Genomic DNA, 13,291 nt, shown 5'->3' with positions numbered 1-13,291 from the left:
GGTGTTATTGCTGGCGGTGTTTGTTTTAGCAGGATTCAGCCCGCTGGCTATCGCCGCCAGCAAAGGTGAATCCTACACCGCCACGATTGAAAATGACACCCGCAGACTGGGGGGCCCGAACTCTGATGATGGCTACACCAACGGGTTTCGTTTTTCCTATGTCTATGCCGAAGACACTATTCCTGGCTGGGCCCCGACACTCACCGACTGGTCCAAAACGCTAAAAAAAGAACTGGCCCAATCCACCACGAATTTCGGCATTTCGCTGAACCAGAAAATCTACACACCAGAGGACACGGACCAAACAGAGCCCATCCTGGATGACCGCCCTTACGCCGCCTGGCTGTACTTGGGCTTCACGGCCAACTACAGAACAGAAACCCACAGCCACAGTCTAGAGCTGGATTTGGGAGTCGTCGGCCCGCCGGCCATGGGTGAGCAGGTGCAGAATGATTTCCATGACCTGATCGGAGTTCCCAGAGCTCAAGGCTGGGACAACCAGCTTGAGACAGAACCCATCATCCAACTTTCCTATTTTCAAAAAGTCCGCTTTGTCGACGTCCTGGATAAAACCACAGGCCGTATGTTTGATGTGATTCCCTATACGGGGGCCTCGCTGGGAAATGCCCTGATCGCCGCTCATGCCGGCGTAATTGGCCGCCTGGGGGTGAACATTCCCAATGATTTTGGTCCCACCCGACCTTCAGCCTCTGATGGTGACATGATCAAAGATCCTCGGGAAAGCAATTCCGAGCTGCCCTGGCGAGCCTATGTCTACGGCGCCGCCCGCGGCAATCTGATCGGGCACAATATTTTTATTGATGGCAGTGTTTTTCACAATGGGCCGCACGTGACACGCATCCCTTTTGTGGCGGAAACCGAATTTGGTTACGGCTTACAATACATGAATTTCAGCTTTATCTGGAGATTCGTCACCGTGTCGCCAGAGTTTGAGGAACGTGAAAACTTCCACAGCTTCGCCTCCCTGACTCTGTCGTATTATCGGGATCTGGATTAGACTTTTTTATCTTTGTTCATGAAATCAAGGCGCAGGTTTTCAAAATACTGAATCTCTTCATCCGTGAAACCGGCTTTGGAGCGCAAAACGCGATTCACCGGCTCAATACGCTTTGGCAGGCGCAGACGCAAATCCGCCATGCGCGTGAAAAAGTCCTCGCCCGCATCCATTTTTTTCTGACGGCAAATTTCGCGGTACCATTCCGAACCAAAATTCACATGCCCAATTTCATCGTGGTTGATCTGCTTTACGATCTTTTGAATCGGACCATTCGATCCCAGGCCTTCCAGACGGCGGATCAATGTATCCCCTGCATCCAGACCACTTCCTTCAAGATAGCGATGCACAATCAGGATACGATCCAGCAAAGTGTCTTCCACACTGACGGCGCGCCAAAGTGCTGAATGCACCGGCCAGTCCCCCCATTTGAAACCCAGGGATTCAATGCCTTCCAGGCACATGCGCAGATGCTCGGATTCATTCACGGTGATGGCCACCAGTTCTTCTTTGAAGCCCTGGGGGGCGTCGGGGAATTCAGTCAGGGTTCTTACACCCAGCTCCATGGCCTGAAGTTCGATATTGGCCAGGTCATGCAGCATGCGAGCCTGCCCTTCGGCAGAAGAAAAGCCCTTTTTCGGGGGGTGAAGCTTCGGGTGCAGCAAAAGGACGTCCCTTGCCGGATCTTCAGGCATCTGTGTCCAGGGTTGAGTGAGTTTAAAGGCTTCCTCACAGGACTTTTCAATATTGTCTATTTTTTCCCACACATCCGGGACCAAAAAACTGAACATAGCCCCTTTTACATCCCGCTCCCTTTCTTGCCAAATATTTACTGATTTGGTGCAATAAGTCCCAAGCCTAAGAAGGAGATATATGGGTAAATCATGGAAAACCGCCGGTAAAGTTGAGAAAGCTCAACAAAAAGGCCAAATATTCACCAAACTTGCGCGCGAGATTGCTGTTGCTGCAAAAGCTGGTGGCCCTGATCCCAATGCCAATGCTCGTCTTCGTATGGCGATTGATGCTGCCAAGAAAGTTTCCTGCCCGAATGACACTATTGAACGCGCCATCAAAAAAGGTGCGGGACTTTTGGATGACGGCAAGGTGATCGAAGAGCTGACTTATGAAGGCTACGGCCCTCACGGAGTCGGTGTGATCGTGGAATGCCAAACGGACAACAAACACAGAACGGCTCCGGACATGCGTCACGCCTTCAAGTCTCACGACGGGAACATGGGTGAGTCGGGTTCCGTGGCGTGGATGTTTGAGCGCGTGGGCCTGATTGAAGGCACCAAAGAAGGTTCTTTCGATCCAGATGAAGAGGCTATTGAAGCAGGCGCCAACGAAGTCTTCGCAGACGAAGGCACTTACGAGTTCTTCACTGCGGCTGACGACCTTGATGCCGTTCGTGAGGCCCTGACTTCCCGTGGCTGGAAAGTCACCAAAGGGGAGTTGTCCTATAAAGCCAAGAACATCACCGAGCTTTCTGACGAACAAAGAAAAGACGTGGAAGAGTTCCTGAACTATCTTGATGATATGGACGACACTCACCGCGTTCACGCGACAATCTAACAGGGCATACCCAAAGGGGAGGTTTCACAACCTCCCCTTTTATTTTCACCCGACCAAGGGCTATCCTAAAGTCTGCCTTTCGGCAAACTCACATCTCGAAATCCATCTATTTTCACCTGAGAAACTCCCCTGGCCTGTTTGCGCTATAATGGAACTGCAAAGGAGGTCGTTATGAAATTTGCCCTGTGGTTAACGGCTCTTCTGATGATCATTCCTCAATTTGTCAAAGGGGCTCCTGAGCGCATGTCCTCTGATAAGAACGCGTCCAGCACCACAGTGACAAGTGAGGAACTGAAACGAAAACCTGCCAACACTCAGAAAGAATCCCCTCTTCTGCCTTGTGCCGGAGAAGCTCATCGGGACAAACTGAGTGATATGGCCCGACTTGAAAGCAGCACCCGCGACTGCCCTGCTGAAGGAGCTATTAAAGCTCAGCCTATCAGACCCGCGGATCCTGCTGAACCAGGCCGACCTCTGAGATATCAGTAGCGGCCTGAAAAAACAAAAAACCCACAACTCGGAGGAAGCTGTGGGTTTTTCGTTTTAAAGTCTTAAATTCTATTACTGTTTCAAAGCCTGAGAGATGAAAGAGATGTTTGTCACATCTTCACCACGGCAACCATCATCAGTGCAACGGTTGCTGACTGTGCACTGATTTACGCGGTCATAGGCGAAGTCCTGTGCACCACGAACAAGGATTCCCACGATTTCATTCGTGCGGGCATTGAAGACAGCAGAACCAGAGTTGCCACCATAAGTGTCCAGATTAGTTACGAAGTAGCCGTTCTTTTGGGAACGAACTTTCGCACCATCAGCAATCTTGGTTGGCAAACCGGATGGGTGACCCACAACATAGATATCATCACCTGGTTGTACTGGAGTCGATTGGATCGCCAATACGCGGTGACCACGAACCGGTCTGTCCAAACGAACCAATGCGTAATCCTGAGCGGATGTGTATTCACGAGCCACGATTTCTTTGCAAGTGTAAACATCGTCAGCAGAAATCGTCTGTGGAGCTGTTTTCGCATCCAGCATGCGGAAGCCGAAAACAAAACTGTACGTGCCGCAATCTTTGGTGCTGATACAGTGACCGGCTGTTGCGATCAAATCATCACCCACCAAAGAGCCCGAACAATTTGCCGCTGTCGGCTGATCAAAGAACGGCTCGGATTTACAAAGATCCAATTCGTGACCGTAAGTTGTGGTGTTGATTTTGAAGTTGCCTTGAGCATCACGAACCACAGCACGGGATGGAATCAAAGCCACAGTGGAATCCGCGATTTCACGAATGTCAGCGCGCTGGACCTGATACACGTCCACACGGTTGTCTTCGCCATAAATAACTTTTGGAGTGATATTAACAAAACCGACTGAGAACGTTGCTGCAACCGCGACACTGATGGACGCGACCAATGAATTCCTTTTCACTTTGTCCCCTCTGGACGCTCATCATGAACATCCACCATTACAAGTTTGTGTAATGTGACAGGGAAAAACAACTATTTTTTTGTTTTTAACAAATAATCGAAAGCCGTCGCATAGAGCTTAATCTGCTTCAACATCGAGTGCAGACCGTTGGCGCGACTTGGAGACAAATTTCCTTCAAACCCCAAAGCTTTTAAAAACTCGGGTGGCGTCGCCAAAATCTCTGAAGGTGTGGCGCCGGAATAAACATTCAACAACAAACCCACCAGTCCCTTCACGATCAAAGCATCGCTGTCCCCCTGAAGGTGAACTTGCCCTTGATCATTCAAGGACGCCGACAACCAGACCTGGGACTGGCACCCCTTCACCACGTTCTGCTCGGTCTTCAAAGACTCGGGCATTTCTGGCAAAGCCTTACCCATGTCGATGATCTTCTTGTAGCGGTCTTCCCACTGCGCAAGAGCGGAGAAGTCCTGGATAACCTTGTTTTGTTTTTCTTGAATAGTCATATCTCTAACCCTGCTTATTCACTTTTCAGCTTGGGAAGTATGGTGAAAAGCTCTTCTTCCAGAGACTGTCCCTGCTCGCCGATCAATTCATGGAAGGCACTTTTATCCAAATTAGCCACAATCTCAAAGCTCTTTTTGTAAAAGCCCTCTTGATCATCATAATACCCGTTCCACAGCTCGCGAGAGAGCTTTTCCGGGATCACCCAGGACTTTTTTTCGGCCGCTGTGCCGTCAAATCGATTGTGATAGTCCAACAAAGTCATCACCTGGCGCGGGGAAAAATCCAGCATCGCCAGGGCCTCTTCCAACAGGGCCAGCTCCACATACCAGAGATAATTACTGAACTTTTCCCAGAATTTCAGACCCGTCTTCCCGTAAGAGCTTTTGCAGAAGAACGTCGTGCAGACAACCCCTCGGTTGCGCCACACATTGCAGTTCTGGCTTTCCTTGTTGTAGTACGGGCACAGCCAGTCTTCACGCTGACCGAAGTCACCTTCTTCACGGTTGTTGAACTGGACCTGGTATTTTACCGGCGCCACCAAACCAATCGGAAGTGCGTATTCACGGCGCTCAATCTTGTCGCGGAAGATGCGGTGAGCTTCGGTGGCGCTGCTGTCCAGGAAGGTCGCCCCGACCATATAGTTCGCCAAAAAAGGATGGAAGGTGCAGCACTTCAGATCCGCGCGATAATGAATCTTGGCCTTGTTCTGCGGGCGCGACATCGCACAGGCATCACAGGTGGCCTTTTTTTCTTCCGGCGCGAAATTCAGAATCTCGCGCGGCAGGATGTTTTCATAAATGCGGGGAAGCTGGTACTTTAATAACATCTTTATCCTAAGGGCGAAGCTTGCAACGGTTCACGATACGGTCTTTAACGCTTTTCACGCCATCAAAACGGGTGATCGCATCATCCCACTTCCACACCATATCACGGCAGTTCACAAAATACGGGAACGCCACTTCGCCTTCCGCGGTGTAGTTGGGCTCATCCAGAATTTTCGGCAATACGGCCTTGATCAGATTTTGCACGGAAGAAGATTTCAGGATGCCGGCTTTTTCAAGATCCAGCGCCACTTCCACCGGAGTCACAAACGCCGTCTGGCCTTCCAGCATCATTTCGGCCTGGACCAGCAGAATGTTGGTTTTAGGATAGACCACGCGAATGAACTGATGAAACTCAACACCACGACCGGCGAACTCTTCTGAAATCTGTTTGTAGATCTCTGGATCCTGCTCACCGTTGTCACCAACAAAGATGACTTTGTCAGGGCGGACTTTCGCCATGACTTCTCTTAGTGTGTAGATCTTATGAACATCTGAATCATAGTTGGTGCGGTTGATATACTCGCCATCCGGGAAGTTGCCGTTTTCCAGGAACTTTCTGTGAGTACGCCCCATGAACCAGTCCGGTGCGCGGGACAGATAAACGATCTCAAGATCCGGCTGATCTTTGGCGATCAGGTGATACAGCTCACTCATACCGGCAAAACGGCTTTTGGAGTCAAAAGCGTATCTGGCGGCCTCGGACAAATCTTTGATATGAGCCAGCTTGATCGTGTCATCGACATCACTGACCAAAAGAGTGCGCGCCTGGGCTGACAAGCCCACAAACAGCAAAATAAAAGCAATCCATGTTTTCATTTGGTTAAACCTCCGGCTAGCGAAGGTTCTATAACAGAAAAGGCCCTCACTCAAAGGGCCTTTTTCGGGGGCAAAGTAATTACAGGAAATGGTGCGAAACTAAACGCCGTTCGCGTTAAATTTCATCACAAATCGCTCTGGTGTGGCCTCAATCAGGAACAGTCCATCGCCATCACGGAAGGAAAAGCGATTGTCCTGGGTGTGGAACTGCTCAAACAGGGCGCGAGCCTCAGCCCCACGGGCCTCGAAATGCGCCATTCCCGGTCCAATACGTGCCAGCGGCGACTGGTGGATATAGATGGCACAATGATAGTTGTTTTCACCTTTACGGGCGCAGATGAAATTAAGCACTTTCTGAGGAGCTTCCAGCACCTTTCCACGCCCCACCATAGAGTCCTGCTCGGGCCGGTTCATCGCCTCGAAAAGCACATGCGGAGAACTGTCATTGGAGCCGTCATACATGACCGACGCGATATTCACGATCAGCTGCATTCCCAAAAACTGACCCCGGGTTCCGGCCTGAGATGTCGTCGCTGTCAGAAGCAAAAGCGCAAAAAGAAAAACTCTCATAGAAACGTCCTTGTTGGTTTTTATCAAAGCTTAGCAGTGTCCAAAAGTTTATCAACCGCATTCCCTAACATGTCACCTGTCGACTTCCTTTATACCCCTTTGAGACGCCTCACTATGAGATGAAATAGATCAGTTATTTCAGTATGTTATAAGGCATTTTTATGGCATGAGGGCCGGTTATATGGCGCACCCCTTGCTCTATGTAAAAGCAAGAACATGAAACCTGACCAAGGGGGACTTATGAAAACATTCATCACTATCGCAATCCTGGCTTTCTCTTGCACTTCCTTCGCATGGAGCAGCCGCGATGCCGCCTCTAAAGAATACACGTTTAAATACAAACTTTCCGGCCAGACTCTGGAACTTAAAAAATCCGCAGGCAGCTACGAAGAAGCTTACGAACAAGCCGCCCAACAGTGCTTCAGCTTCTACAAAGGTGCTGGCAAGGTTTCCGAAGACCGTGGTTTGGATATCATCGACGTTTGCGCCAACCCACGCTCCTAAGACGCGCCGCACTCATAAACCTTGCTATCTTGCTCGAGCCCCCTTGCTCGCTTATATTGGGATAGCAATTCAATGAGGTTATAAATGGGTATTCTGAAGTCCATCGGTCAATTTTTGGTAGGTAAAGATCCAGACATCTTTGATGAAAAGGGTCAGGTCTCTCACAAACTTCCTAAGAAAAAATGGGAAGCTTGGCACAACCGCACCAAAACAGATCCAGAGTACAACTGGAGAAACCACACCGGTATCACTGGTGCGGCGAAAAAGAAAAACAACTAGTCTGTAGTTGAAATTAAAAGAGCCCCCAGAGGGCTCTTTTTGTTTTTAGGGGCTACTAAGATCCGAGCTTTTCAGAAAGACTCTTCACCAGTTCCTGGGCATCGCCTGATGGCTTCACTACAAAAATATCATCCACCTGACGACCCCACGTGTGCACGCGGGCGGACTTGATACTCATCCCCGCATCACTCAAGGCTTTGGCGGCAGATGCGAGCAACCCCGGCTGATCGGCCCCCTTAAAGCTGACCACCCATTCCTTATCATCCGCACTGACAATCTGAATCGTATCAAACTTCACCGCCGGCACGGGCTTGCTTTGCACCGACGCATTTTCGATCATCTTGGACAGAGCTGCAAGGTTGCGGGAACTGGTCACCTGGAACCAGTCATAGACGCCGACCTTGGGCAGCGTATGAATGGAGGCGTGTCGAATCCCCAGACCCAAAGAATAAAGCTGGCCTACGTAGTCACTCAAAAGACCACGACGGTCTTTTTTCTCGTGGAAGCGGATCCACAGCTCGCCTTTGCGGGTTTTTAGCATGCGTGGTTTTAACGAGACCTCGCTGGTTTCGGCTTTCTTCAAGTCATCCACCAGATCTGTTAAAGAAACACTTTCAAGCAGCTGAAGGCCCAGCTCTTCCACCACTTCAGCACTGAGATTCAACTTCTTGCGTTTCTTTAACGACTCGAAATCAAAATAGTTCTGCGCACGTTTGGATTGAAGATTTAAGACCAAGTCCTTTAAAAGTTTCGCTTTCCAGTCATTCCACGCTTCGGGATTGGTGGCGCGAATGTCGATCGCCGTGAACAGCGCCAAACGAAGAAGACGCGCATCAGAAATTCCTTTTTCACGCAGCTCCTGCCAGACCTTGGGGTCCTTCGGGTTTTTGCGGAAGGCGGCTTGCGAAAGCTCCAGATGGTTTTGCACCATCCACTTCACTTCATCGGTGAAAGCTTTTGAAAATCCGTAGCTTCTGAAATCTCTTTCAACAATCATCACGCCCAAGTCTGAATGGTGCTCGGCACTTTCAAGACCCTTGGCAAGATCGTGATACAAACAGGACCAGGTCAGAATCTTCCAGTCTTCTTTGGTCAGATCCTTGCTGATGAATTTCATCGGCCCCAATTCAGAGGGCTTTTTATAGATACGTTTTACTTCACGACAAGCCTGCATGATGTGGGAATCTGCCGTGAATCTGTGATACTGATCGTGCTGAACATAACCCACCAGACGGCGGACCTCTGGCACCAGCTTGTCGATCAGGCGGGAACGAAACACGCTGACCAGGAACTCGTCGGATTCTTTCACATCCAAAACTTCATCCAGTGCTTTACCGCGGCGTTTGGCCATGGTTTTCACCAACTTATCCGGGATGAGAGAATCCAGATTCTCGCGGACTTTCTTTTGCACCAGAACGCGCGAACTCTTATGTAACGCAGTTAAAAAATCCTCGAACTTTTTAAAAGTGCCACTTTCAATTTTGCGCAGGTCTTTTTCCGAAGCTTCGGCAACTTCAACAATCCAGTCTGAATAGAAGCTCACACGAGACAGACCTCTTTGCAGGCTGCGCATGAAGTCCTTATGGGATTTAAAGCCCATCCATTTTCCCAGATCAAACTGCACGGCACTGGATAAAATATCACCGTGACCATCCAGATGAAGCTTCTGCCGCAAGCTCAGGAAATAACTGCGATAGTACTGAAGCACATTCAGGGCGTGGCCGGGATTGTTGAACTTTTCCGCGAACAGTTCATAGATCTGCAGACCCTGCTCCAGATCCCGCAAACCTCCGGGGCCAAATTTGATACTGGGCTCCAGATAGTTGGTGATGGAATCAAAACGCTTTTCACGGTTCTTGCGTTCGTCCTTAACAGCTTTCAGCAGAATGCGACGAAAATGCTTTTTACGGGCCCAGATGTTCTTTTGCTGTTCAAACAGCTTTCGGGCCCCTTCGGCCGTCAAAGGCTTTGCTTTTAACAGCGCCAGAATGTCGAAGGCCTCAACCCCTTCGGTCCAGTCTTCCATATTCAAAGGCATGCGATAGCGAAGCTTTAAACCACGCTCATGCAGATGATCGGTGAAGGCTTTGACTTGCGCCTCATCGCCACAAAAAAGGATGTCGATATCGGATTTAGGACTTAGTTCCCCCCGGGCCCAGGACCCCAGCATGATGGGATGGGTGTCGCGCCACTGTGGGTTTTCTTTCAGTATTTCTTCTAATTTGGTGCCCAGCCAGTGGGACAGACTTTCCGAGGAAAAACAAAACACCTGGCGCACATCCCCGTCCGGTGTCATCAGAGGGGGAGTCAGGATTTCCTGCGCCTGTTGAAACTGCTCGGCTGTCAAAAACGTCTTGTGGGCCATAAAGTCCTCTGACTTTAAAGGATCACCGAATTTGCCAGCCGACTCAAGTCTAAACGCGCTCGACGATCTCTTTCCATTTAGCGACCTGATTCATAACATCCAGAGGACTTGTCTGCATCAGTGGGAACTTTTGCAGCTCTTCCATCAGGGACTTCATGGTCTCACCACGGCGGGCCGTTTCCGGATCCACAACCTCAACAGCCTCGATGTACGGATCTTCAGCGGTCAAAGAATCCAAAAGCGACAACTGGCTGCTGGCCTGAACACGCTTGGATTCAATGTCACGCAGAAGGCTTTTGGCACGCTTGGTGACGGTTGCTGGCAAACCCGCAAGCTCGGCCACCTGAACCCCGTAGGATTTCAACGCCGGGCCTTTTACAAGGGTATGAAGGAAGCGGATCTCGCCGTTTCTTTCTGCCACTGTCATGTGGGCATTGGTGATCTGACCAAAGCTTTGATCCAAAGACGTCAGTTCGTGATAGTGAGTTGCAAAGAAGGTCAAAGCCTTCACGTCACTCAAAAGATGCTCAAGGATGGATTGCGCCAGACACATACCATCAAAGGTGCTGGTCCCACGACCCACTTCATCCAGGATCACCAAAGAATCTTTGGTGGCATTTTTCAGCATCGCGGATGTTTCAGTCATCTCGACCATGAATGTGGAAAGACCTTCAGACAACTGATCACTCGCCCCGATACGGGTGAAGATCGCATCAAAGATCGGCATTTCAGCTTCATCACACGGAACGAAAGAACCCATCTGTGCCAAGATGGCATTCAAAGCCACCTGACGCATGAATGTCGATTTACCGGCCATGTTGGGACCTGTCAGCAACAGGCAGGAATGCTGGCGAAGCTCCAGATCGTTGGCAACGAAGTTCTTTTTCACGGTCTGTTCAACCACCGGGTGGCGGCTGGCTTTCATTTTCAAAGAACCGTCAGCCGAGAATTTCGGACGGACGTATTTTTCCTCAAGGCTCAGCCATGCAAGGCTTGCCACCACGTCGACTTCGCTGCACTCGTGCGCCAAAGCCAAAAGTCCCGGACACTGAGCCAGGATCTCTTTACGAAGAGCTTCAAAGAATTCAAATTCCAGATCCGCACGCTTGGTGTTGGCGCTAAGAACTTTTCTTTCAAGTTCGATCAGTTCATCTGTGCAATAGCGTTCTGCATTGGTCAAAGTCTGCTTGCGCTGATAGTGCGCCGGCGCTTTGTCTTTATGGGAATTGGTGATTTCGATGTAATAGCCAAAGACGTTGTTGTAACGGATCTTCAGACTGGAAATACCGGTCTTTTCTTTTTCCTCAGCTTCCATGCGAGACACCATGGCCTGCGCATTGGTGGAAAGCTCAATCAGCTCGTCCAGTTCCGGAGACACACCAGTACGGATCAAATAACCCTGCTTGGTCGCCAAAGGTGGATCTTCAACCAGAGTGCGCTCGATTTTATAAGCCAGCTCGCGCAGACCCTCAAAGTTCGCCTTGCCACCGGTGGCGTGAACCAGGACTTCCAAAGCACTGATTCCGGCGTGCACACTGCCCGCCAAAGCCAGCAGATCACGACCATTGCACTGAGGCTGGGAAATCTTACCCAGACGTCTTTCGATATCACCCATCTGACCCAGGATCTGACGAACGCGTTTAAGCTCCAGAACATGATTGCGCCAGAACTCGACTGAATTCAGTCGTTGCTCAATTGCGTTCAGGTCACGCAAAGGGAAGCTCAACCACTGACGCAGCAAACGGCTGCCCGCAGAGGTCTGCGTGCGGTTGATGGCGTGGAACAAGCTGCCCAGACCTTCACCTTTGTAGGTCGAGAAAACTTCCAGGTGACGAAGTGTCGTGCTGGAGATTTCCAGACGGTGCTCAAGATCACGCATCACAAACGGAGAAATGGTCGCCAGGGATTCTTCGCCAGACATATTGCCGACATAAGAAACCAAACGAGCTGCCGACATCGGCGCCTCGTTTTTAAGAAGCGGATGCAGCAGATCTGCGATGTCTTCGTGGTGACTGATCAGCACACCATCCACACCCGTCAGCAGGGATTCATCTTCTTTAGCGATCACAATCTCCGCCACCGGCAGAATCTGAAGGAAGCGCAAGAGCTCTGTGGTCTTTTTAGAGCGGAAGAAGAATGCCTCGCCCGTTGTTGTATCCAGGAAGCTTAAAGATTCGGAATCAAGACTGACCAGATAGTGCGGCTTTGTGCCGTCCAGAGTGTCAGAGTCATAAACCATCCCCGGCGTCAAAACGCGGGTCACACCACGCTTCACGATACCTTTGGCAAGTTTCGGATCTTCCAACTGATCACAGATGGCGATCTTGAATCCCGCGGCCAGAAGTTTATTGATCGGACCTGCGATAGAGTGATGAGGCACTCCGCACATCGGCGTTTCGTCCTGGGATTTTTTATTTCTTTGAGTCAGCGCAATTCCCAGCACCGGAGCTGCTTTCACAGCATCATCAAAGAACATCTCAAAGAAGTCCCCCATACGAAAAAGAAGGATTTTATCTTGGTGGACAGACTTGATGTCCCAGAACTGTTTCATGAGCGGCGTAAGATTCGACATAGGCCAAAAAAACTAACGAAACCCCGCCCCACTTTCACCCAAAAAACCCAAATAACGCACCGCGCCCCTCAAAAGGTACCTGCTTACTTTTGCAGAAGCGTTGCGCCGAAATCCAGACACTCTATCGCTCCAGAATTTGCCTATTTTGCCGTCAGATTTAACCTCTTTTTTGCAAAACAACCTTGCCATGCCTAGAAAGATAGTTCCGGCCTCGGCCGATCACCCATATCACATAGTTGCTCGCGCCCGAAACCGCGAGTGGTTTCCTATAGCGCGTTCAGAGGTTTGGTCCATAATGGAGGACTATCTCTTCTTTATTTCTCATGCTTATGGAATTGAAATTCTATCGTTTGTCTTAATGGACAATCACTTTCACATGATCGTACGGGATCCACAGCAGAATCTTGGCGAAGCCATGAATTACTTCATGAAAGAGACCAGCCGACACATGAGTACCAAGGCAGGAATAATCAACCAAATTTACGGGAGCAGGTATCACAAGACCTTGATCAGCAATCCGCTCCACTATCTACATGCCTACAAGTACGTTTATAGAAATCCCGTCGAGGCAGGCCTATGCAGTAAAGTTCAGGACTACCCACATTCAACTCTGTCTATTTCGCTGGGCATGCACAGACTGAATTTCCCGATTTATCCGGACAACACACTCTTTGAATCGCCAGATTCAATTTTGTCCTGGCTAAACGCAGCTCCGGATCCACGAGACAAGGAGATAGTACAAAAGGCTCTTCGAAAATCGGAATTTAAAATTCCTACAATTAGAAAGAATCAGCGACCGCATCGACTCACTTCTCTACCTTACTAAGATCAGGAGA

The 13,291-nt window shown here is 49.9% G+C and carries 14 protein-coding genes; 6 read left to right on the top strand and 8 right to left on the bottom strand.

All coding sequences use genetic code 11. The features are described from left to right. Position 1 precedes the first annotated feature (1 nt). Positions 2 to 1,018: a lipid A deacylase LpxR family protein gene (locus BD_RS08955; RefSeq protein WP_011164418.1), complete on the top strand. Its 1,017-nt coding sequence runs from the start codon at positions 2 to 4 to the stop codon at positions 1,016 to 1,018. On the opposite strand, the gene BD_RS08950 is transcribed toward BD_RS08955, so the two are convergent. After that, positions 1,015 to 1,806: a DUF455 family protein gene (locus BD_RS08950; RefSeq protein WP_011164417.1), complete on the bottom strand. Its 792-nt coding sequence runs from the start codon at positions 1,804 to 1,806 to the stop codon at positions 1,015 to 1,017. The genes BD_RS08955 and BD_RS08950 overlap by 4 nt on opposite strands. An 82-nt stretch (positions 1,807 to 1,888) precedes the next feature. Here BD_RS08950 and BD_RS08945 point away from each other — a divergent pair, with 82 nt between their 5' ends. Continuing rightward, a complete protein-coding gene (locus BD_RS08945; protein WP_011164416.1) occupies positions 1,889 to 2,587 on the top strand; it encodes a YebC/PmpR family DNA-binding transcriptional regulator in 699 nt (232 codons plus the stop codon). Between the two features lie 171 nt (positions 2,588 to 2,758). Then, on the top strand, positions 2,759 to 3,076 hold the full coding sequence (locus BD_RS08940) for a hypothetical protein (protein WP_011164415.1): 318 nt from the start codon (positions 2,759 to 2,761) through the stop codon (positions 3,074 to 3,076). 72 nt (positions 3,077 to 3,148) lie between these two features. Here the strand turns inward: BD_RS08940 and BD_RS08935 are convergent, their stop codons facing one another. From BD_RS08935 to BD_RS08915, 5 genes are all read right to left on the bottom strand, one after another. Next, on the bottom strand, positions 3,149 to 4,018 hold the full coding sequence (locus BD_RS08935; protein WP_011164414.1) for a trypsin-like serine peptidase: 870 nt from the start codon (positions 4,016 to 4,018) through the stop codon (positions 3,149 to 3,151). Between the two features lie 71 nt (positions 4,019 to 4,089). After that, positions 4,090 to 4,524 carry a SufE family protein gene (locus BD_RS08930; protein ID WP_011164413.1) on the bottom strand — a complete coding sequence of 145 codons (435 nt, stop codon included), beginning with the start codon at positions 4,522 to 4,524 and terminating at the stop codon, positions 4,090 to 4,092. 14 nt (positions 4,525 to 4,538) lie between these two features. Then, a complete protein-coding gene (locus BD_RS08925; RefSeq protein WP_011164412.1) occupies positions 4,539 to 5,351 on the bottom strand; it encodes a hypothetical protein in 813 nt (270 codons plus the stop codon). Positions 5,352 to 5,358: 7 nt separating this feature from the next. After that, positions 5,359 to 6,165 carry a phosphatase domain-containing protein gene (locus BD_RS08920; protein ID WP_011164411.1) on the bottom strand — a complete coding sequence of 269 codons (807 nt, stop codon included), beginning with the start codon at positions 6,163 to 6,165 and terminating at the stop codon, positions 5,359 to 5,361. A 99-nt stretch (positions 6,166 to 6,264) separates the two neighbouring features. Next, complete coding sequence (locus BD_RS08915) at positions 6,265 to 6,735, bottom strand: hypothetical protein (RefSeq protein ID WP_011164410.1); 471 nt, start codon at positions 6,733 to 6,735, stop codon at positions 6,265 to 6,267. A gap of 240 nt (positions 6,736 to 6,975) precedes the next feature. Between BD_RS08915 and BD_RS08910 the strand changes: the two genes are divergently transcribed. Both BD_RS08910 and BD_RS08905 read left to right on the top strand, forming a co-directional pair. Then, positions 6,976 to 7,239, top strand: a complete 264-nt coding sequence (locus tag BD_RS08910) for a hypothetical protein (RefSeq protein ID WP_144313826.1) — start codon at positions 6,976 to 6,978, stop codon at positions 7,237 to 7,239. 84 nt (positions 7,240 to 7,323) lie between these two features. Next, positions 7,324 to 7,518: a hypothetical protein gene (locus BD_RS08905; RefSeq protein WP_011164408.1), complete on the top strand. Its 195-nt coding sequence runs from the start codon at positions 7,324 to 7,326 to the stop codon at positions 7,516 to 7,518. 55 nt (positions 7,519 to 7,573) lie between these two features. Here the strand turns inward: BD_RS08905 and BD_RS08900 are convergent, their stop codons facing one another. Further along, complete coding sequence (locus BD_RS08900; protein WP_011164407.1) at positions 7,574 to 9,883, bottom strand: [protein-PII] uridylyltransferase family protein; 2,310 nt, start codon at positions 9,881 to 9,883, stop codon at positions 7,574 to 7,576. A gap of 49 nt (positions 9,884 to 9,932) precedes the next feature. Beyond that, the gene (gene mutS / locus BD_RS08895) at positions 9,933 to 12,434 is read right to left on the bottom strand and encodes a DNA mismatch repair protein MutS (RefSeq protein WP_157865682.1); all 2,502 of its coding nucleotides are present in this window, start codon (positions 12,432 to 12,434) and stop codon (positions 9,933 to 9,935) included. Positions 12,435 to 12,642: 208 nt separating this feature from the next. Here mutS and BD_RS18500 point away from each other — a divergent pair, with 208 nt between their 5' ends. Next, positions 12,643 to 13,281: a transposase gene (locus BD_RS18500; RefSeq protein ID WP_080559000.1), complete on the top strand. Its 639-nt coding sequence runs from the start codon at positions 12,643 to 12,645 to the stop codon at positions 13,279 to 13,281. Positions 13,282 to 13,291: the final 10 nt, after the last annotated feature.

Origin of the sequence: Bdellovibrio bacteriovorus HD100, from assembly GCF_000196175.1 — a bacterium.
Taxonomy (GTDB): Bacteria; Bdellovibrionota; Bdellovibrionia; order Bdellovibrionales; family Bdellovibrionaceae; genus Bdellovibrio; species Bdellovibrio bacteriovorus.
This window is presented reverse-complemented; position numbering and strand designations above follow the sequence as displayed.

What these genes read in the sequence shown, in the direction of transcription:
- BD_RS08950 (WP_011164417.1), bottom strand. Translation starts at nt 1,806, where the DNA reads ATGTTCAGTTTTTTGGTCCCGGATGTGTGGGAAAAAATAGACAATATT.
- BD_RS08945 (WP_011164416.1), top strand. Translation starts at nt 1,889, where the DNA reads ATGGGTAAATCATGGAAAACCGCCGGTAAAGTTGAGAAAGCTCAACAA.
- BD_RS08940 (WP_011164415.1), top strand. Translation starts at nt 2,759, where the DNA reads ATGAAATTTGCCCTGTGGTTAACGGCTCTTCTGATGATCATTCCTCAA.
- BD_RS08930 (WP_011164413.1), bottom strand. Translation starts at nt 4,524, where the DNA reads ATGACTATTCAAGAAAAACAAAACAAGGTTATCCAGGACTTCTCCGCT.
- BD_RS08925 (WP_011164412.1), bottom strand. Translation starts at nt 5,351, where the DNA reads ATGTTATTAAAGTACCAGCTTCCCCGCATTTATGAAAACATCCTGCCG.
- BD_RS08920 (WP_011164411.1), bottom strand. Translation starts at nt 6,165, where the DNA reads ATGAAAACATGGATTGCTTTTATTTTGCTGTTTGTGGGCTTGTCAGCC.
- BD_RS08915 (WP_011164410.1), bottom strand. Translation starts at nt 6,735, where the DNA reads ATGAGAGTTTTTCTTTTTGCGCTTTTGCTTCTGACAGCGACGACATCT.
- BD_RS08910 (WP_144313826.1), top strand. Translation starts at nt 6,976, where the DNA reads ATGAAAACATTCATCACTATCGCAATCCTGGCTTTCTCTTGCACTTCC.
- BD_RS08905 (WP_011164408.1), top strand. Translation starts at nt 7,324, where the DNA reads ATGGGTATTCTGAAGTCCATCGGTCAATTTTTGGTAGGTAAAGATCCA.
- BD_RS08900 (WP_011164407.1), bottom strand. Translation starts at nt 9,883, where the DNA reads ATGGCCCACAAGACGTTTTTGACAGCCGAGCAGTTTCAACAGGCGCAG.
- mutS (WP_157865682.1), bottom strand. Translation starts at nt 12,434, where the DNA reads ATGAAACAGTTCTGGGACATCAAGTCTGTCCACCAAGATAAAATCCTT.
- BD_RS18500 (WP_080559000.1), top strand. Translation starts at nt 12,643, where the DNA reads ATGCCTAGAAAGATAGTTCCGGCCTCGGCCGATCACCCATATCACATA.